A 19,483-nucleotide genomic window follows, 5' to 3' on the forward strand; every position below is an offset into this window, starting at 1 on the left:
CCGACACGATCCTGGACGGGCGCCGGGTGGCGTCCGGTGCTCGATCAGAGGCAATGCGAGGCCCAAATGCATGACTGACTCAAAAGCGAAAGCGAATGCCCGTTCGGCGCGGATCTGCTGGTTGGTCGGCGCGAGCAGCGGCATCGGTGCGGCCCTCACCGATCGGCTGGTGGCGCGGGGATATCGGGTCGCGATCTCGGCGCGTCACCAGGAGCGCCTGGAAGAGCGTGCCGCGCGCGACCCCGATCGTGTCCTGCCGCTGGTCGCCGACGTGACCGATCCGCAGTCGATGGCGACTGCGTACCGGGAACTGGTCGAGCGATGGGGGATGCCGGACTCGGTGATCCTCAACGCCGGTGATTACGAGCCGATGGGGCTGGCGGACTTCGATCCGGCGTTGTTCGAGCGGCTGATCCGGGTCAATTTCCTCGGGGCGGTCAACGGCATCGACACCGTGCGCGAGGATTTCATCGCCCGGGGGGCGGGCGAGATCGTGCTAACGGCGAGTGTGGCCGGCTACCGCGGCTTGCCCTACGCCGCACCCTACGGCGCGAGCAAGGCGGCGATGATCAATCTCGCCGAGTCGTTGCGCCCCGAGTTCGAGCGGGCGGGGGTGGCGATCCGCGTGATCAATCCGGGCTTCGTGCGCACCCGCCTGACCGACAAGAACGACTTCGCCATGCCGGGGCGCATCGAGCCGGAGGATGCCGCCGATCTGATCGCCCGCGGCCTGGAGGGACGGGGCTTCGAGATCTTGGCGCCGCGCGGCTTTGGCTGGGTGATGAAGGGCCTGCGCTTGCTGCCCTACGCCCTGTATTTCCGGGTGACGCGGCGCATGCTCAGGGAGCCGGGGGCGTGACGGTGCCCGGGCGTGACCTGAATCGGGCAGCCGCCCTCGAGCGCTACGTGGCCGTGATGGAGGGGCTGCGGGTCGATCACCTCGAGACGCTGGCGACGGTGTACGCCGAACAGTCGCGCTTCGTCGACCCGTTCAACGATGTGCGCGGGATCGAGGCAATCGAAGCGGTGTTCGCCCACGGCTTTGCCCAGTGTCCGGGGATGCGCTTCGTGGTGCAGGCCCGGGCCGTGGATGGCGATCGTGCCCTGCTGCGCTGGCGGATGCACTGCGACGCCTCGGCGCACGGCCTGTCGATCGAGGGCATGTCCGAGCTCGTGCTGGGGCGCGACGGGCGGGTGGTCGAGCACGTCGACTACTGGGACCCGGCTGCCCAACTCTACGAGCGGGTGCCGGTGCTCGGCTGGTTGATGCGCTGCATCAGGCGTCGCCTGGCCGTCCCGGGCTCCGCAAGTCGCTGAGGCGACTCGTATTGTCGGGGTCGTCGATCGCTCCCGGAGGCCCTTCGTAGTCTTCCCAGGCCGGGTCGGTCTCGTAGATGGGCGGCGCGGCGTCGCTGACGTGCTCGTTGGTCGGCGGCGACTCGCTCTCCTCGTCGGTGGTGCGCGGATCGAGCTCCAGGCCCGCCGCCGAGGTGCGGTGGGTGAAGACGTAGTCGCCCCGCTCGTCGTCCGGTACCGGCGCGTCGATCAGGATGCGCCAGAAGACCAGCAGGATCATGGTGCCGAGCGCGGCGAGTACGAACAGCGGGAAACCGGCCGCGCCGAACCAGCCCATGGCGAGACCACTGACCATCGGCCCAACGGCCGAGCCGGCGCCGTTGACCATCAACAGCCCGCGCGTGCCCTCAAGCACCTGGTCGCTCGACAGCCGGTCGTTGGTCTGCGCGACACTGATCGCGTAGAGCGAGAAGGAGAACCCGCCGAAGACCAGCGCCAGGGCGAACAGGGTCCAGCCCGGGAACCAGTCCTGCAGGGCGAGCAGCACGGAAAACGCGCCGCCGATCGCCGAGATCACGATCAGCACGTAGCGGCGGTCGCGCCCGTCGGACAGGCGCCCGATCGGCCATTGCAGCAACCCGCCGCCGACGATGATCGCGGCGACGAAGGTGGCCACCTGGGTGTCGGGCAGGCCGATGCGGTTGGCGTAGACCGCCGCCATGCCGTAGACGGTGCCGGTGATCACCCCGGACATCGCCGCGCCGATCACGCCGGTGGGGGCCAGGCGGAACAGCTCGGTCAGCGGCAGCCGGGTGGTTTCCATCGGCGGCGGCTGGCTCACCCGCGTGAGCGCGATGGGCACCAGCCCCAGCGAGAACAGCAGGCCGACGATCGCGAAGGTCGAGACCTCCATGGGGCCGTAGATGCCGATCAGGAACTGGCCGGCGCCGTAGGCGAACAGGCTGACCATCATATAGATGCCGAACACCTGTCCGCGGTGCGTGGTCACCTTCTCGTTGATCCAGCTCTCGATCACCATGTAGAGACCCAGCAGGGTCACGCCGTTGATCAGTCGCAGGAGCATCCAGAACCAGGGCTCGACCCACAGGCCGTGCAGGATGGCGGCCGCCGAGGAAATCGCGGCCAGGGCGGCGAAGGTGCGGATGTGACCCACGCGCCGAATGATCGCCGGGATGGTGAGCGTGCCCAGCACGTAGCCGACGTAGAAGGCCGACATGACCAGGCCGATGGTGCCGTCGGAGAACCCCTCCTCGGCAGCGCGCAGGCCGAGCAGGGTGGCGAGCAGGCCGGAGCCGGCGAGCAGCACGCCCATGCCGGCGAGCAGCGACTGGACCGAGAACACCGTGCTAAGCATCGCGCGTCTCCGCGGCCTGTCCGGTGACAACCAAGATCATTTGCCGGCCTTGGGCTTCTGCGCACCCGGGCACTCGATAGCGAACAAGGCCTCGTCCTCCAGGCGCAGGGCGGTCAGTTGATGCCCCCAGAGGCAGCCCTGGTCGATGCCCCAGGCATTGGCACGCCCCTTTGCCGGGCCCAGGGTCGACCAGTGGCCGAAGACGATCCGTCGGTCGGCCATCGCCCGGTCGGGCACGGCGAACCAGGGCGTCAGCGCCGGGTCGGCATCGGCCGGCGGGCGCTTCTCGGCGAAGTCGAGCCGGCCGTCGGGGTGGCAGTAGCGCATGCGGGTGAACACGTTGATGGCGAAGCGCTGGCGGTCGATCGGCGTAGTGTTACCTGCCGGGTGGTCGCTCTGGTTGCCGAAGATCTCGCCGAAGAAGGGCAGCGGTTGTTTGGTCTGCATGGCCGTCTCCGTTTCCCGGGCGGTCGCTTGTGCCGTCTCCAGGTCCCAGGCGGGGTGGATGCCGGCATGCACCAGGGTCCAGTCGAGGTCCGGGTCGTGATGCAGCAGCGGTTGCCGGCGTAGCCAGTCGACCAGCTCGTCGCCGTCCTCGGCGGACAGGATCGGTGCGAGCGTGTCGCGACCGCGGGCGACCCGGGTGCCGAAATAACAGCCCAGCAGGTGGATGTCGTGGTTGCCCAGCACGGTAACGGCGCGATCCCCCAGCTCGCGAACGAACCGCAGCGCCTCGAGCGACTGCGGGCCCCGGTTGACCAGATCGCCGACAAACCAGAGACGGTCGGTCGCCGGGTCGAAACGGATCTGTTCGAGCAATGCCTCAAGCGGGTCGAGGCAGCCCTGCAGGTCGCCGATTGCGTAGGTGGCCATGAAGCGGGGAGGTTCCGTCGCGTGCAGTGGAAAAGGGGGAATGCTAGCACCCGAGCAGCCTCCCGGGGCGTATGCCGAGCCGGTCGGCCGAGTCGCCGGCGCGGCGAGAGACTACTGGATACTGCGGAAGGCCGCCGGGGCAACCAGGTCGAAGGTCGGGATACTCACCCGGAGCACGTCGCCCTGGTCGCTGACAAAGCCATAGTCGCCCCACATACGGCCGGCGGGTGACTCGATCACCGCGCCGGAGCGGTAGGAGAACTTCTCGCCGGGGAGAATGCGGGGCTGTTCGCCGACCACGCCCTCGCCGCGCACCTCCTTCAGACAGCCGTTGCCATGATCGATGACCCAGTGGCGGTCGGTCAGGGTGACCGGCTCGTCACTGCCGTTCTCGATCACGATCTCGTAACCGAAAGCGAATCGCTGCGCGCTCGTCTCACTGTGCTCCGGCACGAACACGGCGCGCGGGCGGATGTGGATCGATTCGGCAAGGGGGGAAGTGGTCAGCATCATGGGGCACCTGCCGCGGCGCGATCGACGAACCAGTGGGTGGGGCGTTTGGCGGCCAGCCGCTCGGCCGGCAGCTCGGCAAGCCCGTCGCGGATGCGGGCGAGCGACGGGCGCTTGTCGTTGCCCAGTACCAGGAAGACCACGTCGCGGGCGGCCTCGAATACCGGGAAGGTCAGCGTCAGCCGATGACCGTGGAGCTTGGCTACCGGGTTGACCGCCACCAGGCGCTCTCGTTCGGCCAGTGCCGGTGTGTCCGGGAACAAGGATGCGAAGTGACCGTCGCTGCCCAGTCCCAGCAGGGTGATGTCGAAGCGGGGTACCTTGCCCGCCGTCCAGCGTCGCAGGGCCATCTCGTAGGCATCCGCATCCTGCTCGGGGTCGCGTTGCTGATCCGAGATCATCGGAAAGGTGCGGTGCGGCTGGATGCCCAGCGGTTCGAACAGCGACAGTCGCGCCATGCGGAAATTGCTGTCGGGGTGGTCCAACGGCACATTGCGCTCGTCACCGAAATAGAACTCCACCGCCTGCCAGTCGAGTGCGTTGCGGTAGCGGTGGGCGAGCAGCTGGTAGAGCCGCCGCGGTGTGCCCCCGCCGGCCAGCGCGATCCGGGCGACACCGCGGTCTCGCACGGCCGCGGTCAGCCGCTCGACCAGGAACTCGGCGCAGGCGGCAAAGACATCTTCGGCCTTGGGATAGGCATGTATGTCGGCGGTGGCGGACATGGCCGTGTTGTTCCTGCGATAAAGGGAGAAGGCGATGGTGCTGGCGGACACCACCCTGACCACAAGTCGACCGGAGGCCGATCAGTTGCTGGGGTCGAGCCGCCGGGTGAGCGCCAGGAACGCGGGAATGTCGAGTGCCTGGGCGCGTAGCGACGGGTCGATACCCGACGCCTCAATTGTTGACGCTGGCATGAGGGGTTTCAAGTTGTTGCGCAGGGTCTTGCGTCGCTGGGCGAAGGCGGCGGTGACCAAGCGCTCGAAATGGGCCTGTTCGGCGGGCGGCACCAGCGGCTCGGCGCGAGGCGTGATGCGGATGACGCTGGAGTCGACCTTCGGCGGCGGGTTGAAGGCCTCGGGCGGGACATCGAACAGGTGCTCGACCTCGGCGTGCATGGCGGTGAGCACGCTCAACCGCCCATAGGCCGAGTCGTTGGGCGAGGCGGCCAGCCGGTTGCCGACCTCGCGCTGCACCATGAACACCATCTCACCGATCCGTTCGCGCTGGGCCAGCAGGCGGGTGATCAGGGCCGTGGCGATGTTGTAGGGCAGGTTGCCGACCAGCGTCAGAGGCGGGGTGAGCCCGTGGGCCTCGGCCAGTGCGGTCAGGTCTAGTTGCAGGGCATCCTGGGGGACCAGCTCGACCTGTCGGCCGACGCGCTCGGCGTCGAGCTTGACGCGCAGATGCCGGATCACGTCGCGGTCGAGTTCGATCGCGATCACGCGGTTGCCCCGCTGGGCCAGTGGGACGGTGAGCGCCCCCAACCCCGGCCCGATCTCGATAACGGGGCCGTCGCCCGGGATCGCGCCGAGGATGCGGTCGATCACGCCGTAGTCGACCAGGAAGTTCTGCCCGAAGCGCTTGCGCGCCCGATGACCGTCCTGGATGCCCTTGGTCTGGTTGCCCTGTGCCGCCATGATCAGGCCGCTGACCGCTGGGTGATCTCGGCGGCCAGCGCGATCGCCGCGGCCAGCGAGCCGTGCTCGGCTCGTCCGGTGCCGGCCAGGTCCAGGGCCGTGCCATGGTCGACCGAGGTGCGAACGATCGGCAGGCCGAGGGTGACGTTCACCGCGCGGCCGAAGCCGGCGTACTTGAGCACCGGCAGGCCCTGATCGTGGTACATCGCCAGCACGGCATCGGCGCCGTCGAGGTGGCGGGGTGTGAACAGGGTGTCGGCCGGCAGCGGGCCGATCGCCTGGATGCCGCGCTCGCGCATGGCCTCGAGTGTCGGGCCGATCACGCGGATTTCCTCGTCGCCCAGGTGCCCCGATTCGCCGGCATGCGGGTTCAAGCCCGCGACCAGAATGCGCGGTTGCGGCTTGCCCAGCCAGTCGACCATCGCGGCGTGCAGCGTCTCGAGCACCGTGGTGAGGCCCTCGCCGGTGATCGCCTCCGGCACCTTTGCCAGCGGCAGGTGGGTGGTGGCCAGCGCCACGCGCAGGGTGTCGGCCACCAGCATCATCACCGGGGTGCCGCCGACACGTTCGGCGAGATATTCGGTGTGGCCGGTAAAGGGGATGCCGGCATCGTTGATCACGCCCTTGTGCAGGGGCGCGGTGACCATCGCGGCGTAGCGGCCGTCACGGCAACCGTCGGCGGCATGATCGAGCATGTCCAGCACGTGGCGGGCATTGCCCGGGTCGAGCCGGCCGGGCGTGACCGGGTTCGGCGTGGGCAGGTGATGGAAGCGAAAGCCGGGCTTGGCTGATGCCGACTGGCCGGCTTGTGGCCAGTCAAAGGGCAGGCCCAGGGCGTCGGCGCGGGCCGCGAACACGTCCCGGTCGCCGAGGACGACCAGTTCGCCGGGCGGTTCGAAGGCCGGGTCGGCGGCCAGCGCGAGCAGCAGGTCCGGGCCGATGCCGGCCGGTTCGCCGCTACTAACGACCAAGCGCACGCTGGCCACTGGCGTCGTTGACGGTGCCGGTCAGGCGGTTCTCGATGTAGGCCTCGGAGCGCAGGCGGCGGATGTACTTGGTCAGCTCCTCGTCGGCGCGACGCTCGCCGATGGCGCTCCGCGCCTGCTCGCGCAGATCCTCGCCGGAGACCTCCTGGCGGCGCTGGTCGTTGACCCGCAGGAAGTGGAAACCGAACTGGCTTTCGAACACCGGGCTCAATTGCCCGGTCTGGACCGATTCCAGCGCGTCGGCGAAGGCCGGCACCATGTCCTCGGGATTCACCCAGCCGAGATCCCCGCCGCGCTGGCCCGAGCCCGGATCGTCCGAGAATTCGCGCGCGATCGAGGCGAGCGTGGCATCGCCGCTGGCCACCTGCTCGCGCAGCTGTTCGGCCAGCTCGCGGGTTGCGGTCGGGTCGCGATCCTCGCGGGGGCGCAGCAGCACGTGCTCGGCGCGATATTGCGTCACGGCCGCGGTGCCGGTGGTGGTGCGGGTGTCGTTGACCTTGACGATGTGAAAGCCGTTCGGGCTGCGGATGATGTCGCTCACCTCGCCGGCCTCCATGCCCTGGACGACGGGCAGGAACAATGACGGGATGCGCGCCGGCTCGCGCCAGCCGAGATCGCCGCCCTCGTCGGCGTTCAGGGCATCCGAGCGTTCGGCCGATACGCGGGCGAAATCGGCGCCATCGACCAGTTCGTCGCGAATCTCGCGGGCGCGGGCCTCGGCCTGTTCAATGGCCTCGGGCGAGGCGTTCTCCGGCACGGAGACGAGGATCTGGGCGAGGCGGTATTCGGTCTGCTCGGCCGAACTGCCGGTGCGCTGCTCGATGTAGGCGTCGATGTCGCGATCGGAGACGTTGATCTGGCTGTAGACCTCGCGCTTCTGCAGTTCCTCGAGAAGCATCTGATCGCGGATGCCGTTGCGGAAGTCGGCCCAGTTCTGTCCCTGGCCGACGACGGCGTCGCGCAGTTGGGAGAGGTTCATGCCGTTGCGCTGAGCGATGCCGTTCAGGGCCTGATTGAGGCGGGTGTCGTCGATCTGGATGCCGATCTTGTCGGCACGCTCGAGCATGGTCGCTTCGGTGATCATGCGGTCGAGCACCCGCTCGCCGAGTCGCTGCTCGTCGGCCGGGCTCATGTTGGCAAGATCGACCTGGCCGCCCAATTGGGCCACTTCGGCTTGCAGCTCCTGCTGGGTGATGACCCGGTCATCGACGACCGCCACGATGCGATCCAGCGGCTGGAACCCGCTCATGCCGGGGTTCTGCTCGCCGTTCGCGCCGGCGGCCTGGGCGGCGACTTGACTGAGGGGCGTGGCGATCAGCAACAGGGTGGCCAGCACGGCCAGCGGTCGACGCGCGTGGCGGGGTGTCGGAGCGTGCAAAACAGGCATGGATCTACTCGCGGTTGCGGCGTTGAAATTCAGTAATGCCCCGGGGTGACGCCCCCGGGCTCGGGCGATCATAACGCATCCGGCCGGGTGGGGCCGATGGGGTGCCCGACTCCCGCGGGCACCGGCTCGTGCAGGCCTTCCTTAGGGGTCGAAGCCGAGGATGTCATCGCGGAACTGGTTGCCGCCGATGCCGCCCAGCCCCTTGAGTTCGATCTGGAAGACCACGGCGTTGGAGTATTCCGCATCGTCTCCTGTCAAGTCACCCACGTCCGGGCGGACGATATAGCGCTTGAAGGCCAGTCGCGCCGACCAGCAGCAGGACTCGTACCCGACGCCGAGCAGGGACTGGACCACCTGCTCGGATTCAAAGTCGTAACCGACGCGGCCGAGCATCGACCAGCGTCTCGAGAGTGGCCAGGCGAAGGAGACGTCACCCTGACGATAATCATTGTCATAGGGGTTGTCTTCAATGCCCTTGCGGGTGAACCAGGAGAAATTCAGGACGCGATTGTCCTCACCGCGATAGCCGAGACGGGTCTGCGAGCGGGCAATCAGTTCCCGGTCGGTATCGTATTCGGCGGTGAACGAACCGTTCCAGTTCTGGGTGACGTCGCTGTAGACCTCGGCGAGCACGGCCGACCCACCGGCTTCACGGTACGTCGGGTGGGTCTCCGGTGTAGCGAGATTGGGCGGCAGGACCGTCTCGGAATCCTGGAAGCGATAACGCTGGGCCACGCGCAGCGACAGTGGCACGGTGCCCTGCTGCGTGTCGATCAGCGACCAGGACAGGCCGTAGGTCAGGGCGTTCTCGTCGGCCACCCGGTCGCCACCGGAATAGCGGTTGGGGCGGAACAGCTGGCTATAGCTAAGGGTGGGCTCCCCGCTGTCGAACAACGGGATATCGCTCTGGTCGCGATACGGCACGTGGAGGTAGTAGAGCCGCGGTTCGAGCAGGGCGCGGTAGCGGCCGGTCTCGCCGTAGGCCCGCTCGAGGAACACGCTGCCGTCGATGCTCGAGATAGGCACGGTTCGCGTCGCGCTGGTATCGAAATCCCGGCTGCCGTCAATCGTGTTGGGGTCGGCGTCATCCAGGTGATAGCTGGTGGTGTCGAGTGTGATCTGTGGGCGCAGCCGGTACCAGGTGTCCTCGAAGGTCTGGCCGACGCCGACGGCGGCATGCGCCCGATCACCGGCAATGCGTTCGCTCGACGGGTGGGCAAAGCGGGTGACGTCCGCGCGTACGCTCAGGCTGGGCGCGACGTGCTCGCCCCATTGCCCCAGGCCGAAGCTGTTGCTGGCGGTCAGCCGCGGCATGATCCGGTACGGGTACTGGTATTCGGTCAGATCCGGGTTGATGGTCTGAAAGCGCTGGGCCTGCAGGCCGAGGTTCCAGCCGCCACCGGGGCGGGCGTTAAGCCTCACGTCGCTGCGCAGGTGGCTGGCCGTCGATTGTTCCAGGTTGGTGGAGAAGTCCTGGAAGAACCGGTCGTCCGAGACGCGGTTGATGTCGACGCGGTAGTCGAGGTCCGGGTTGATCCGCCCGTTGCTGTCCAGTCCCAGCGACCAGCGCGAGCCGCCTTCGACGCGATCATCCGGCAGGTAGAAGAAATCGAGCTGGTCGCGGCCGAGGTCCTGGGTGCCGAACTGGTGGAGCCAACGGACCTGCCCACCCAGGCCCAGGCCCCGCTTGGTCAGCAGGGTGGGGGTGAAGGTCGCGTCGAGATTAGGCGCGATGTTCCAGTAGTAGGGCTGGGCATACTCGAATCCGCCCTCGGAGCTGCTGCCAAAGGTCGGATAGAGAAAGCCGGACTGACGACGATCGTCGATCGGGAAGTTGAGATACGGCGTGTAGAACACCGGTACGCCGCCGGCGCGCAGGGTGGTGTGCCAGGCCTCGCCCCGGCCCGTCTCGCGGTTGAGGTCGATCTCGCGGGCCTGAAATTCCCAGTCGCGCTTTTCGGTCGGGCAGGTCGAGAAGGTGGCTTGGCCGAGGCGGTAGTGCTGCCGATCGTCCTGGACGATGGTCTCGGCCACGCCGGAGAGATGCTGGCTCTCCAGCCAGTAGTGCGCGCGCTCCAGGCGCCCGGCGTCGGTGTCGAGGTTGAGCTCGCCGCGTTCGGCCTGCACGGCGATGTCGTCGGTCTGCAGCCAGAGATTGCCTTCGGCGGAGACGCGGTCCTCGGGGCCCTGCCGATAGATCAGCCGTTCGCCGCGTACGCGTCGTCCCGGCTCGTCAACAATGGCATCGCCGATCAGGGTGACGACGCCGTCCGTGCCGTACTCGGCCCGGTCGGCCGAGGCCTTGCCCGGCTCGCCCTCGGCCAGTGGCTGGTAGGCGGGGCGCTCCGGGCCGAAGGTCGGGCACAGGCCGTACTCACCCCTGTCGGCAACGTCGGCCGAAAGCAGCGCTTGGCTGCCGGCCAGCCCACCGGCCCCGAGGGCGGCGGCGATGGCGATGGCCAACGGTTTGCGCGTCTTCCCTGACTTCATGCCTAAGGCTCAGCTGTCGGACGACGGGGCGATGGGATCGAGGATCTTGCGGAAGTCCGCCGCGATCTGCTCGATTTCCCGCTCACCGTCGACGCGGGCGAGGCGCCCGTCGCGCTCGTAGTACTCGACCAGCGGCGCGGTCTGCTCCTGGAAGACCTCCAGGCGACGACGCACGGTGTCCTCGTTGTCGTCGTTGCGCTGAACCAGTTCGTGCTCGCAGTGGTCGCACTGGTGGTCGGAATCCGGCGGATTGGTGAAGCGGTTGAACACCGCGCCGCATTCCTTGCAGGTCATCCGGCCGGTCAGGCGCTTCATCAGCTTGTCGAGCGGCACATCCAGGAGGATGCCGAGCTCCAGCGGGCGCTCGAGGCCTTCGAGCATCTCGTCGAGTGCCTCGGCCTGGGCGATATTGCGCGGGAAGCCGTCGAGGATGAAACCGCGCTGGGTGTCCGGCTGCGCGAGGCGCTCGCGGATCATGCCGAGCACGATGTCATCGCTGACCAGCTGGCCCTCGTCCATCGCGGCCTTGGCCTTGAGGCCGAGCTCGGTGCCCTCCGCCACGGCGGCGCGCAGCAGGTCGCCGGTTGAGATCTGCGGGACCTTGTAGTGTTCCACTAGGCGTGCTGCCTGTGTGCCCTTGCCCGACCCCGGGGCGCCCAAAAGTACGATTCGCATGGTTTTCCAGATCTTGATAGCCGTGGATTTTGCCGACCGAATTCGAGACCGGGGCTCCGGTCGACCGGCGAAAAACGGTATCATAACGAAAACGCCGCGACTTGCGGCGAGACAGCTTTATCTTCCCTTCACAATCGAGGCTGATCCTTATGGACCTGTCGAAGATCTCCGCCGGCAAGAATCCGCCGGAAGACATCAATGTCGTTATCGAAATCCCGGTACAGGGCGTTCCGGTCAAGTACGAGCTGGACAAGGATTCCGGCGCGCTGCTGGTCGACCGCTTCATGGCGACTTCGATGTACTACCCGACCAACTACGGTTTCATCCCGCAGACGCTCTCCGACGATGGCGATCCGGTTGACGTGATGCTGGTCGCGCCGCTGCCGCTGCAGCCGGGTTCGGTGATCCGCGCGCGTCCGGTGGGCATGCTGGAGATGACCGACGAGTCGGGCATCGATGCCAAGATCATCGCCGTGCCGCACGACAAGCTCACCCCGCACTACCACGACGTCAAGAAGGTCGAGGACCTGCCGGGCTTCCTGCTCGAGCAGATCCAGCACTTCTTCGAGCAGTACAAGGCGCTCGAGCCGGGCAAGTGGGTCGAGTGCAAGGGCTTTGCCGACAAGGCCGCGGCCTGCAAGGAGATCGAGGACTCGATCGCCCGCCACGAGCAGCAGTAATTCGGTGCGAGTCGGGTCACACCGTGTGTCCGGCATCACCGATTGACGCGGCCGGCGGGAACACGACCCGTCGGCCGCGCTTGTTTCCCCCGATGGCGCCGATGCGATGGCGCCTGTCTAACGGCGAGCCCCGAGCGAATCGATGCTAGATCGTCTCCATGACCATGGCCGGGCCCGGCGGGTATTCCGCCTGCGGATCCTGTTCGCGGCCCTGATCTCGCTCGTCGTCGTCCTTACCTTGCTGGGGCGAGCCGCCTGGCTGCAGATCGCCCAGCACGATCATTACCTCGCCAAGTCGGAAGAGAACCGCACCCGCCTGGTGGTCGTGCCGCCCGAACGCGGGCGGATCTTCGATGCCCAGGGCGAGGTGGTGGCCGACAACGTCGCCACCTACCAGGTGCAGATCACCCCGGAGCACAGCCAGGACGTGGGTGCCGAGCTGGCCATGCTGGCGGACGTGCTGGGGCTGGATGCACCCGCCGTCGAGGCGCTCGAGGAGCGCATCCGGGTGAGTCGTCGCTTCGACCCGGTGCTGGTCAAGACCGGTCTCGACGAGGTCGAACGGGCACGGATCGCGCGCCTCAAGCCCTGGCTGTTGGGCACCGAAATCGTCTCCAGCCTCAAGCGCGTCTACCCCTACCGCGAACTGCTGGCACACGTGGTCGGCTACGTCGGGCGGATCAACGCCGAGGACGTCAAGCGCCTCGATCCGGATGCCTACCAGGGCACGCAGTACATCGGCAAGACCGGCATCGAGCGCCAGTACGAGGACCGCCTGCACGGCGAGCCGGGTTACCGGATCGTCGAGGTCGACGCGCTCGGCCGCGAGGTCAAGGTGCTCGACACGCAACGCCCGGTGCCGGGCGAGGACATCGCCCTGACCATCGATGTCGGCCTGCAGGGCGTGGCGGCGGCCGCCTTGGGCGAGTACGCCGGTGCCGTGGTCGCCCAGGACCCGCGTGACGGAGCGATCCGTGCCATGGCGTCCCGGCCGTCGTTCGACCCCAACCTGTTCGTCGACGGCATCAGTCACAAGGCCTATCGCGAGCTGCTCGAGGATCCGGATCGGCCGCTCTACAACCGCGCGACCCGGGCCACCTATCCGCCGGGTTCGACCATCAAACCGGTGATGGGGCTGGCGGGCATGGAGTACGGGCTGATCGATCCGGACGAACGCTTCTTTGCCGGGCCGTATTACCAGATCCCCGGCAACGACCACCGCTACCGGGACTGGCGCAAGTGGGGTCACGGCTGGGTCGACTTCGAGGAATCGGTGTTTCGCTCGGTCGATGTCTACTACTACGACCTGGCGTTTCGGATGGGCATCGATCGCATGCACGCGTTCCTGACCGAGTTCGGCATCGGGCAGAAGACCGGTATCGACCTGCCCGGCGAGTCGGCCGGTCTGATGCCTTCACGCGACTGGAAGCAGCGGGCCAAGCAGCAAGTGTGGTTCCCCGGTGAGACGGTGATCGCCGGGATCGGTCAGGGCTACATGCTCTCCACGATGCTGCAGATGGCCAACATGACCTCCACCCTCGCGTCGTCCGGTGTGCGCCACGTTCCATGGCTGGTCGCCGACGATCGCTCGCCGCAGTCGCGCCTGAAGCTCTCGAGCGACGATTACTGGCAGCGGGCGCGCGAGGCGATGCGCTCCGTGGTCGGCCACGAGCGTGGCACGGCGCACAAGATCGAGGCACCCTATCCGATCGCGGGCAAGACGGGCACGGCCCAGGTGTTCTCGGTGGCCCAGGACGACGAGTACGATGCCGAGGAGCTCGAGCGCCGCCTGCACGACCACGCCCTGTTCGTCGGATTCGCCCCCTATGACGACCCCAAGCTGTCGGTGGCCGTGATTGCCGAGCACGGGGGCAGCGGGTCGGGGACCGCCGCACCGATTGCCCGACAGGTGATGGACTTCTGGTTCGATGTCGAGCCGGACGCCGACGTTCAGCCCGAATTTTCCGAGCGCGGGGATTGATCCATGGCCAGTGATCGTCTGAAACCCATGCGTTTGGGCGACCGACTCGGCGCCACGCTGCGCTCGGTATTCAAGCTCGACCCCGTCCTGCTGTTCTTCGTTGCCCTGATCGCCATGATCGGGGTGGTGGCCGGCTACTCGGCCGCCGAGCAGAGCGAGGCCTGGGTCGAGCGCAGTATCGTGCGCCTCGGGCTGGGGTTCGGCTTGATGCTGCTCATCGCCCAGATCCCGCAGCGCTGGTTCTTCGTCGTCGCGCCATGGCTGTTTGCCGTTGTGGTGCTGATGCTGGTGGCCGTCTGGCTGGTGGGCGACATGGGCGGTGGTGCCAAACGCTGGCTCGATCTCGGCGTGATCCGCTTCCAGCCGGCCGAGCTGATGAAGGTGGCCATGCCGATGACGATCGCCTGGTTTCTCGCCCGCCGCCCCCTGCCGCCCAGGCCGCTGGACGTGCTGGCGGCGATGCTCGCGGTGGGCATTCCCACCGTCCTGATCGCCGGCCAGCCGGATCTGGGCTCGTCCCTGCTGATCATGGCGTCGGGCCTGTTCGTACTGTTCTTCGCCGGCCTGTCCTGGTGGTACATCGGCGGTTTCGTCGCGTTGGTGACCGCCGCGATGCCGGTGATGTGGTTCTTCGTCATGCATGCCTACCAGAAGCAGCGTGTGCTGACCTTGTTCGACCCGACCAGCGACCCGCTGGGCGCCGGCTATCACACCATCCAGTCGATGATTGCGATCGGCTCGGGGGGTGTCTGGGGCAAGGGCTGGCTGCAGGGCACGCAGTCGCACCTGAACTTCCTACCCGAGGGCACCACGGACTTCATCCTGGCGGTCTATGCCGAGGAATTCGGTCTGGTTGGCTTGCTGGTGCTGTTCCTCTTGTACCTCGCCGTCATCTGGCGCGGGCTGTGGATCGCCGAGCACGCCGAGTCGGTCGAAGGGCGCCTGCTGGCGGCCTCGATCTCGATGACCTTCATGGTCTACGTGCTGGTCAATGCCGGCATGGTGCTGGGGCTCCTGCCGGTGGTCGGCGCCCCGCTGCCGTTGATGAGCTACGGCGGCACCGCGCTGGTGACCATCATGGTGGGTTTGGGTATGCTGATGAGCATCCGCACGCAACGCAGTTTCCTGGGGCACGATCGCTGATGACACAAGCTTGGGCACAGTCTTTTTACAGCGCGCTTCTCGGCGCTTCCCTTGTTGCCGGCTCCCTTGTTGTCGGGGGCGCGCAGGCTGGCGACTACCTCGAACGCGAAGATGTGCAGGCCTTCGTCGATCAGGCGGTCGACGAGACGGGGGTGTCGCGTACGCAGGTCGAGGCCTGGCTGGGCTCGGCCGAATACAAGCAGAAGATCATCGACGCGATCACCCGCCCGGCCGAATCCAAGACCTGGGGCGAATACCGCCCCATCTTCCTCACCGACAAGCGCATCGAACGCGGCGCCGAATTCATGCAGGAGCACGGTGAACTGCTCGACCAGGTCGCGGGGGCTTACGGCGTCTCACCCTACGTGATCACCGCCATTATCGGCGTGGAAACCTACTACGGACGCATCACCGGCGGTTATCGGGTGATCGACGCGCTGGCGACGCTGGGTTTCGATTACCCGCGCCGTGGGGAATTCTTCCGCGGCCAGCTGGTCGACTTCATCCGCTTGGCCGGTGAGGAAGGGCTCTCCATGGACAAGGCCGAGGGCAGCTATGCCGGTGCCATGGGCTTGCCCCAGTTCATTCCGTCGAGTTACCGGCATTACGCGGTCGACGGCGACGGCGATGGCCGCCGCGACCTGTGGGACAGCCACCACGACGTCTTCGCCAGCGTGGCCAACTATTTCGTCGAGCATGGTTGGGGGCAGGGCGAGCCGGTGATGTTCGAGGTCGACATCAACGATGCCGATGTCGAGGACCTGCTCAATCAGGCGCGGGATCTCGCACCGAAGACCACGCTGGGCGAACTGCGCGAGCGGGGCGTTTCCGTGCCGGATGACGCGCCGGTGCCCGACGACTTCGAGGTGATGCTGTTCACCCTCACCGACGGCGATGACGTGGCCTATCAGGTGGGGCTGAACAATTTCTATGTCATCACCCGGTACAATCACAGTGTGCTCTACGCCACGGCCGTCTGGCAGTTGGCCCAGGCCATCGAAGAGGCGGTCGACCATCGCGACGAGTGAGGTAGCGCGTATGTCGGGTCAGCAATTCTCGATGACAGGATTTTCCTGGTCGGCGATTGCCGTGCTGTTGTTCGCCCTGCTGCTGGCCGGCTGCGCCAGCGGGCCCTCGGCGGACCGCGCGGCTACCCGCGATGCGGTGCCACGCGACGAGCCTTATTCGACCCGCGGCAACCCCGACGACTACAGCGTACTGGGCAAGCGCTACACGGTCCTGGCGAGTAACTCCGGATTTCGTGAGCGCGGGCTGGCGTCGTGGTACGGAAAGAAATTCCACGGGCGACCGACCTCGTCGGGCGAGCCCTATGACATGTACAAGATGACCGCGGCGCACAAGTCACTGCGGCTGCCGACCTACGTTCGTGTGACCAATCTCGACAATGGCAAGAGCGTGGTGGTGCGGGTCAACGATCGCGGCCCGTTCGTCGACGGCCGTATCATCGACCTGTCGTATGCCGCGGCGCACAAGATCGAGATGACCGGCAAGGGCACCGTGCCGGTCGAGATCGAGGTGGTCGGGTCGGAGGACACGCGTACCGCCGCCCGGAACTCCTCGTCGGCCCGGAACCCGGGCAGATCACGGAACCTCGGACCTCGCTCGATGCCCAATGCCCGCTGGGGCGAGAACGTCTTCGTCCAGATTGGCGCGTTCCGCGACGCGGACAACGCCGAGGAGATCGGTGCGCGGTTGCGCCGTGCTGGCCTGTCCACGGTGAGTCAGTCGGATGGCGGCTGGACCCGGGTGCAGGTCGGGCCGCTGGCCTCGGCCGACGAGTTCGATTCGGTGCGCGAGCGGCTACATGAGCTCGGCTTTCAAGAAACAACGATGGTGGTTAACAAATGATCAATGCCTTGTCCGCGACATGGCGACGTGGCTGGCTTGCCGGCCTGCTGGCGACGACCCTGCTTTCCCTGCTGGCGACGGCGACTCATGCCGCCCTACCCACGCCGGGGGCGCCCGACCTGTCGGCCCGTTCCTACGTGTTGCTGGACTACGGCACCGAACAGGTGATCATCGATCGCGATGCCGACCGGCCGGTGCCGCCGGCGAGCATCACCAAGCTGATGACCGCCTACCTCGCTTTCGAAGCGATCAAGAGCGGCGATGTCGCGATGGACGACCAGGTGACCATCAGCGAAAAGGCCTGGCGGATGGGCGGTTCGCGCATGTTCATCGAGGTGGGCAAGCAGGCGTCCGTCGAGGAGCTGCTGCAGGGCATGATCGTGCAGTCGGGCAATGACGCCGCCACGGCCCTGGCCGAGCACATCGGCGGTAACGAGGAATCGTTCGTCGCGCAGATGAATGCCACCGCCGAGCGTCTTGGCATGACCGAGACGCACTTCGAGAACCCCACCGGCTGGCCGGCCGAGGGTCATTTGATGTCCGCGCGCGACATCGCGACCTTGCTCTCGCAGCTGATCCACGAGTACCCGGATCTCTACAAGGTCTTCCGCCAGAAGTCCTACACCTACAACGGCATCAAGCAGTACAACCGCGAGAAGCTGCTGTTCCGCAACGAATGGGTCGATGGCGGCAAGACCGGTCACACCGAGGAGGCGGGGTATTGCCTGGCCACGTCCGGTGCGCGCGAGGGCATGCGCTTGATCGCGGTCGTGCTGGGTACCGACAGTGACGAGGCGCGCAACAACCAGGCCGAGGCGTTGCTCAACTACGGCTTTAGGCACTTCGAGACCGTCGACGTGCGCTCGGGCGGCGAGACGTTGGCCAGTCCGCGAGTCTACAAAGGCGAGACGGACGAGACCCCGGTGGGTCTGCGCCAGGATCTTTCCGTGCTGGTGCCGAAGAAACAACGCGACGAGCTGTCCGTCAGCCTCAAGCTCGATGGCGAGCTGATCGCCCCGCTGAACGAGGGCGATGCCGTTGGGTCGCTGGTGGTGCGCCTCGGCGAGCAGTCCATCGCCGAGCGTCCGGTGGTTGCCCTGTCGGACAACCCCGAAGGCGGTCTGGTCAAGCAGGCCACCGACAGTTTCTGGCTGTGGTGGGACGATTGATGTCGCAGCAGCCGCGGCCGGTTTATCTCAACGGCGAGTGGTGCGATACCGAGACGGCGCAGGTGTCGGTGTTTGATCGAGGCTACCTGTTCGGTGACGGCGTCTACGAGGTGATTCCCGCCTTCGCCGGTCGGCTGTTCGGGGTGGACGAACACATGGCCCGCCTGTCGCGCAGCCTTGAGGCAATTGGGATCCCCGAGCCGCTGGGGCGAGATGAATGGCAGGCGATCTTCGACCGATTGCTTGCCGGGATCGACGCCCCCGACGCGGCCGTCTACCTGCAGGTCACCCGTGGCGCGCCGGCAAAGCGCGACCACGCCTGGCCGCGGGATGACGTGCCCGCGGGCGTGATGGCCACCGTTTCGCCGATCGGGTCGATTGCCGGTGGCGCGCGCGTGATCACGCTGCCCGATGCGCGCTGGGCGCGCTGCGACATCAAGAGCATCAACCTCCTGCCCAACACCATGGCTCGCCAACAGGCCCTCGAACAGAACTGTGACGAGGCGTTGCTGGTGCGCGATGGGCTGGTCATGGAGGGGGCGGCCACCAACCTGTTTGCCGTGATTGGTGGTCGGCTGGTGACCGCGCCTACGGGGGCGCGCATCCTCGCCGGCATCACCCGCGGGTTGCTGCTCGACCTGGTTCGCGACGAGCAGCTGATCGAGGTCGATGAGTCGTTTATTACCATCAGCGCCCTGCGCGATGCCGACGAGGTGTTTCTCACCAGCTCGACCAAGGACCTCTGGCCGGTGGTCGAGATCGACGGTCGGCCGGTCGGGTCGGGCGCGCACGCTGGCCGAGCCGGTCCGGTCACCCGGCAGCTCGATCATCACTTTCAGGCACTCAAACATCCGCAACGGAGCTCGCGATGATCGACGATTCTTCCCCGAACGGGAAAGGCAATGGGCAACTCGATGGGCAGTTGACCTCCTGCGACCCCAACGCCAAGCCCACCTCGGCCGAGGACGAGGCGGCGCTCGAGCGCGGGACCCTGATCGACTTTCCCAGCGAGTTTCCGATCAAGATCATGGGGCCGGCCACCGACGCCTTCATCAAAGACATCAAGCAGGCCGTCGATGGCGTCGTCCCCGGCCTGCCGGAATCGGCCTGGAAAGAGCGGGCCAGCGGTAAGGGCAATTTCGTTGGTCTGACCGTCACCTTTACCGCCACCTCCCGGCAGCAGATCGACGACGTCTACCGCGCGATCACCGCGCACCCGGACGTGAAGATGTGTTTGTGAACAAAGCTGACAGGTGGAAGACGGCGTAGGAGCGGCTTTAGCCGCGAATCGCGACGTAAGGGCGCGAGCCCCGGGTGGTTCTCTGCCATGCAGCGATCAAGACAGCCGCCAAGCCGGTTTGCGCGAACAGGGCCCGCTTCCACCGTATCCTGAATGTCTGATCTCTCCGGCA

Annotated in this window: 19 protein-coding genes; 10 read left to right on the forward strand and 9 right to left on the reverse strand. The window is 66.9% G+C overall.

What is annotated here, in order from left to right:
* The first annotated feature begins 70 nt into the window (after positions 1-70).
* Together VWP12_RS04065 and VWP12_RS04070 are read left to right on the forward strand one after the other, a co-directional pair.
* Positions 71-859: an SDR family NAD(P)-dependent oxidoreductase gene (locus VWP12_RS04065; protein ID WP_410474722.1), complete on the forward strand. Its 789-nt coding sequence runs from the start codon at positions 71-73 to the stop codon at positions 857-859.
* Complete coding sequence (locus VWP12_RS04070) at positions 856-1,317, forward strand: nuclear transport factor 2 family protein (RefSeq protein WP_410474723.1); 462 nt, start codon at positions 856-858, stop codon at positions 1,315-1,317. The genes VWP12_RS04065 and VWP12_RS04070 overlap by 4 nt, the downstream gene beginning before the upstream one ends.
* Here the strand turns inward: VWP12_RS04070 and VWP12_RS04075 are convergent.
* From VWP12_RS04075 to VWP12_RS04115, 9 genes are all read right to left on the reverse strand, one after another.
* Positions 1,277-2,671 carry an MFS transporter gene (locus tag VWP12_RS04075; protein WP_410474724.1) on the reverse strand — a complete coding sequence of 465 codons (1,395 nt, stop codon included), beginning with the start codon at positions 2,669-2,671 and terminating at the stop codon, positions 1,277-1,279. The genes VWP12_RS04070 and VWP12_RS04075 overlap by 41 nt on opposite strands.
* A gap of 36 nt (positions 2,672-2,707) precedes the next feature.
* Positions 2,708-3,544 carry a symmetrical bis(5'-nucleosyl)-tetraphosphatase gene (locus VWP12_RS04080; protein ID WP_410474725.1) on the reverse strand — a complete coding sequence of 279 codons (837 nt, stop codon included), beginning with the start codon at positions 3,542-3,544 and terminating at the stop codon, positions 2,708-2,710.
* 111 nt (positions 3,545-3,655) lie between these two features.
* Entirely contained in the window at positions 3,656-4,057 is a 402-nt protein-coding gene (gene apaG, locus VWP12_RS04085) for a Co2+/Mg2+ efflux protein ApaG (RefSeq protein ID WP_410474726.1), read from the reverse strand.
* Positions 4,054-4,776, reverse strand: coding sequence for a 6-phosphogluconolactonase (gene pgl / locus VWP12_RS04090; protein ID WP_410474727.1), 723 nt, complete (start codon positions 4,774-4,776; stop codon positions 4,054-4,056). The genes apaG and pgl overlap by 4 nt, the downstream gene beginning before the upstream one ends.
* A gap of 81 nt (positions 4,777-4,857) precedes the next feature.
* Positions 4,858-5,691 carry a 16S rRNA (adenine(1518)-N(6)/adenine(1519)-N(6))-dimethyltransferase RsmA gene (rsmA, locus tag VWP12_RS04095; RefSeq protein WP_410474728.1) on the reverse strand — a complete coding sequence of 278 codons (834 nt, stop codon included), beginning with the start codon at positions 5,689-5,691 and terminating at the stop codon, positions 4,858-4,860.
* Between the two features lie 2 nt (positions 5,692-5,693).
* Positions 5,694-6,677, reverse strand: a complete 984-nt coding sequence (pdxA, locus tag VWP12_RS04100) for a 4-hydroxythreonine-4-phosphate dehydrogenase PdxA (RefSeq protein WP_410474729.1) — start codon at positions 6,675-6,677, stop codon at positions 5,694-5,696.
* Entirely contained in the window at positions 6,652-8,064 is a 1,413-nt protein-coding gene (locus tag VWP12_RS04105) for a peptidylprolyl isomerase (RefSeq protein ID WP_410474730.1), read from the reverse strand. Before VWP12_RS04105 ends, pdxA begins: the two co-directional genes overlap by 26 nt.
* 141 nt (positions 8,065-8,205) lie before the next feature.
* On the reverse strand, positions 8,206-10,554 hold the full coding sequence (locus VWP12_RS04110; RefSeq protein ID WP_410474731.1) for an LPS-assembly protein LptD: 2,349 nt from the start codon (positions 10,552-10,554) through the stop codon (positions 8,206-8,208).
* Between the two features lie 9 nt (positions 10,555-10,563).
* Positions 10,564-11,229, reverse strand: coding sequence for an adenylate kinase (locus tag VWP12_RS04115; RefSeq protein WP_410474732.1), 666 nt, complete (start codon positions 11,227-11,229; stop codon positions 10,564-10,566).
* Positions 11,230-11,378: 149 nt separating this feature from the next.
* Here VWP12_RS04115 and ppa point away from each other — a divergent pair, with 149 nt between their 5' ends.
* The 8 genes from ppa (at position 11,379) to VWP12_RS04155 (ending at position 19,311) form a co-directional block, all read left to right on the forward strand.
* A complete protein-coding gene (gene ppa / locus VWP12_RS04120) occupies positions 11,379-11,909 on the forward strand; it encodes an inorganic diphosphatase (protein ID WP_125198003.1) in 531 nt (176 codons plus the stop codon).
* Between the two features lie 142 nt (positions 11,910-12,051).
* On the forward strand, positions 12,052-13,890 hold the full coding sequence (mrdA, locus tag VWP12_RS04125; RefSeq protein WP_410474733.1) for a penicillin-binding protein 2: 1,839 nt from the start codon (positions 12,052-12,054) through the stop codon (positions 13,888-13,890).
* A 3-nt stretch (positions 13,891-13,893) separates the two neighbouring features.
* The gene (gene rodA, locus VWP12_RS04130; protein WP_410474734.1) at positions 13,894-15,033 is read left to right on the forward strand and encodes a rod shape-determining protein RodA; all 1,140 of its coding nucleotides are present in this window, start codon (positions 13,894-13,896) and stop codon (positions 15,031-15,033) included.
* Positions 15,033-16,061, forward strand: coding sequence for a lytic murein transglycosylase B (mltB, locus tag VWP12_RS04135; protein WP_410474735.1), 1,029 nt, complete (start codon positions 15,033-15,035; stop codon positions 16,059-16,061). Before rodA ends, mltB begins: the two co-directional genes overlap by 1 nt.
* A 10-nt stretch (positions 16,062-16,071) precedes the next feature.
* Positions 16,072-16,902, forward strand: a complete 831-nt coding sequence (locus VWP12_RS04140) for a septal ring lytic transglycosylase RlpA family protein (protein WP_192894145.1) — start codon at positions 16,072-16,074, stop codon at positions 16,900-16,902.
* Positions 16,899-18,071: a D-alanyl-D-alanine carboxypeptidase family protein gene (locus VWP12_RS04145; protein WP_410474736.1), complete on the forward strand. Its 1,173-nt coding sequence runs from the start codon at positions 16,899-16,901 to the stop codon at positions 18,069-18,071. Before VWP12_RS04140 ends, VWP12_RS04145 begins: the two co-directional genes overlap by 4 nt.
* Positions 18,071-18,943 carry an aminotransferase class IV gene (locus VWP12_RS04150; protein WP_410474737.1) on the forward strand — a complete coding sequence of 291 codons (873 nt, stop codon included), beginning with the start codon at positions 18,071-18,073 and terminating at the stop codon, positions 18,941-18,943. Before VWP12_RS04145 ends, VWP12_RS04150 begins: the two co-directional genes overlap by 1 nt.
* Positions 18,940-19,311, forward strand: a complete 372-nt coding sequence (locus VWP12_RS04155; protein ID WP_410474738.1) for a YbeD family protein — start codon at positions 18,940-18,942, stop codon at positions 19,309-19,311. Before VWP12_RS04150 ends, VWP12_RS04155 begins: the two co-directional genes overlap by 4 nt.
* The last annotated feature ends 172 nt before the right edge of the window (positions 19,312-19,483 follow it).

Source organism: Guyparkeria sp. TX1 (assembly GCF_046523965.1).
Classification (GTDB): domain Bacteria; phylum Pseudomonadota; class Gammaproteobacteria; order Halothiobacillales; family Halothiobacillaceae; genus Guyparkeria.

What these genes read in the sequence shown, in the direction of transcription:
- rsmA (WP_410474728.1), bottom strand. Translation starts at nt 5,691, where the DNA reads ATGGCGGCACAGGGCAACCAGACCAAGGGCATCCAGGACGGTCATCGG.
- VWP12_RS04140 (WP_192894145.1), top strand. Translation starts at nt 16,072, where the DNA reads ATGTCGGGTCAGCAATTCTCGATGACAGGATTTTCCTGGTCGGCGATT.
- VWP12_RS04080 (WP_410474725.1), bottom strand. Translation starts at nt 3,544, where the DNA reads ATGGCCACCTACGCAATCGGCGACCTGCAGGGCTGCCTCGACCCGCTT.
- ppa (WP_125198003.1), top strand. Translation starts at nt 11,379, where the DNA reads ATGGACCTGTCGAAGATCTCCGCCGGCAAGAATCCGCCGGAAGACATC.
- apaG (WP_410474726.1), bottom strand. Translation starts at nt 4,057, where the DNA reads ATGATGCTGACCACTTCCCCCCTTGCCGAATCGATCCACATCCGCCCG.
- VWP12_RS04145 (WP_410474736.1), top strand. Translation starts at nt 16,899, where the DNA reads ATGATCAATGCCTTGTCCGCGACATGGCGACGTGGCTGGCTTGCCGGC.
- VWP12_RS04155 (WP_410474738.1), top strand. Translation starts at nt 18,940, where the DNA reads ATGATCGACGATTCTTCCCCGAACGGGAAAGGCAATGGGCAACTCGAT.
- pgl (WP_410474727.1), bottom strand. Translation starts at nt 4,776, where the DNA reads ATGTCCGCCACCGCCGACATACATGCCTATCCCAAGGCCGAAGATGTC.
- VWP12_RS04150 (WP_410474737.1), top strand. Translation starts at nt 18,071, where the DNA reads ATGTCGCAGCAGCCGCGGCCGGTTTATCTCAACGGCGAGTGGTGCGAT.
- VWP12_RS04075 (WP_410474724.1), bottom strand. Translation starts at nt 2,671, where the DNA reads ATGCTTAGCACGGTGTTCTCGGTCCAGTCGCTGCTCGCCGGCATGGGC.
- rodA (WP_410474734.1), top strand. Translation starts at nt 13,894, where the DNA reads ATGGCCAGTGATCGTCTGAAACCCATGCGTTTGGGCGACCGACTCGGC.
- VWP12_RS04115 (WP_410474732.1), bottom strand. Translation starts at nt 11,229, where the DNA reads ATGCGAATCGTACTTTTGGGCGCCCCGGGGTCGGGCAAGGGCACACAG.
- mrdA (WP_410474733.1), top strand. Translation starts at nt 12,052, where the DNA reads ATGCTAGATCGTCTCCATGACCATGGCCGGGCCCGGCGGGTATTCCGC.
- VWP12_RS04110 (WP_410474731.1), bottom strand. Translation starts at nt 10,554, where the DNA reads ATGAAGTCAGGGAAGACGCGCAAACCGTTGGCCATCGCCATCGCCGCC.
- mltB (WP_410474735.1), top strand. Translation starts at nt 15,033, where the DNA reads ATGACACAAGCTTGGGCACAGTCTTTTTACAGCGCGCTTCTCGGCGCT.
- VWP12_RS04065 (WP_410474722.1), top strand. Translation starts at nt 71, where the DNA reads ATGACTGACTCAAAAGCGAAAGCGAATGCCCGTTCGGCGCGGATCTGC.
- VWP12_RS04105 (WP_410474730.1), bottom strand. Translation starts at nt 8,064, where the DNA reads ATGCCTGTTTTGCACGCTCCGACACCCCGCCACGCGCGTCGACCGCTG.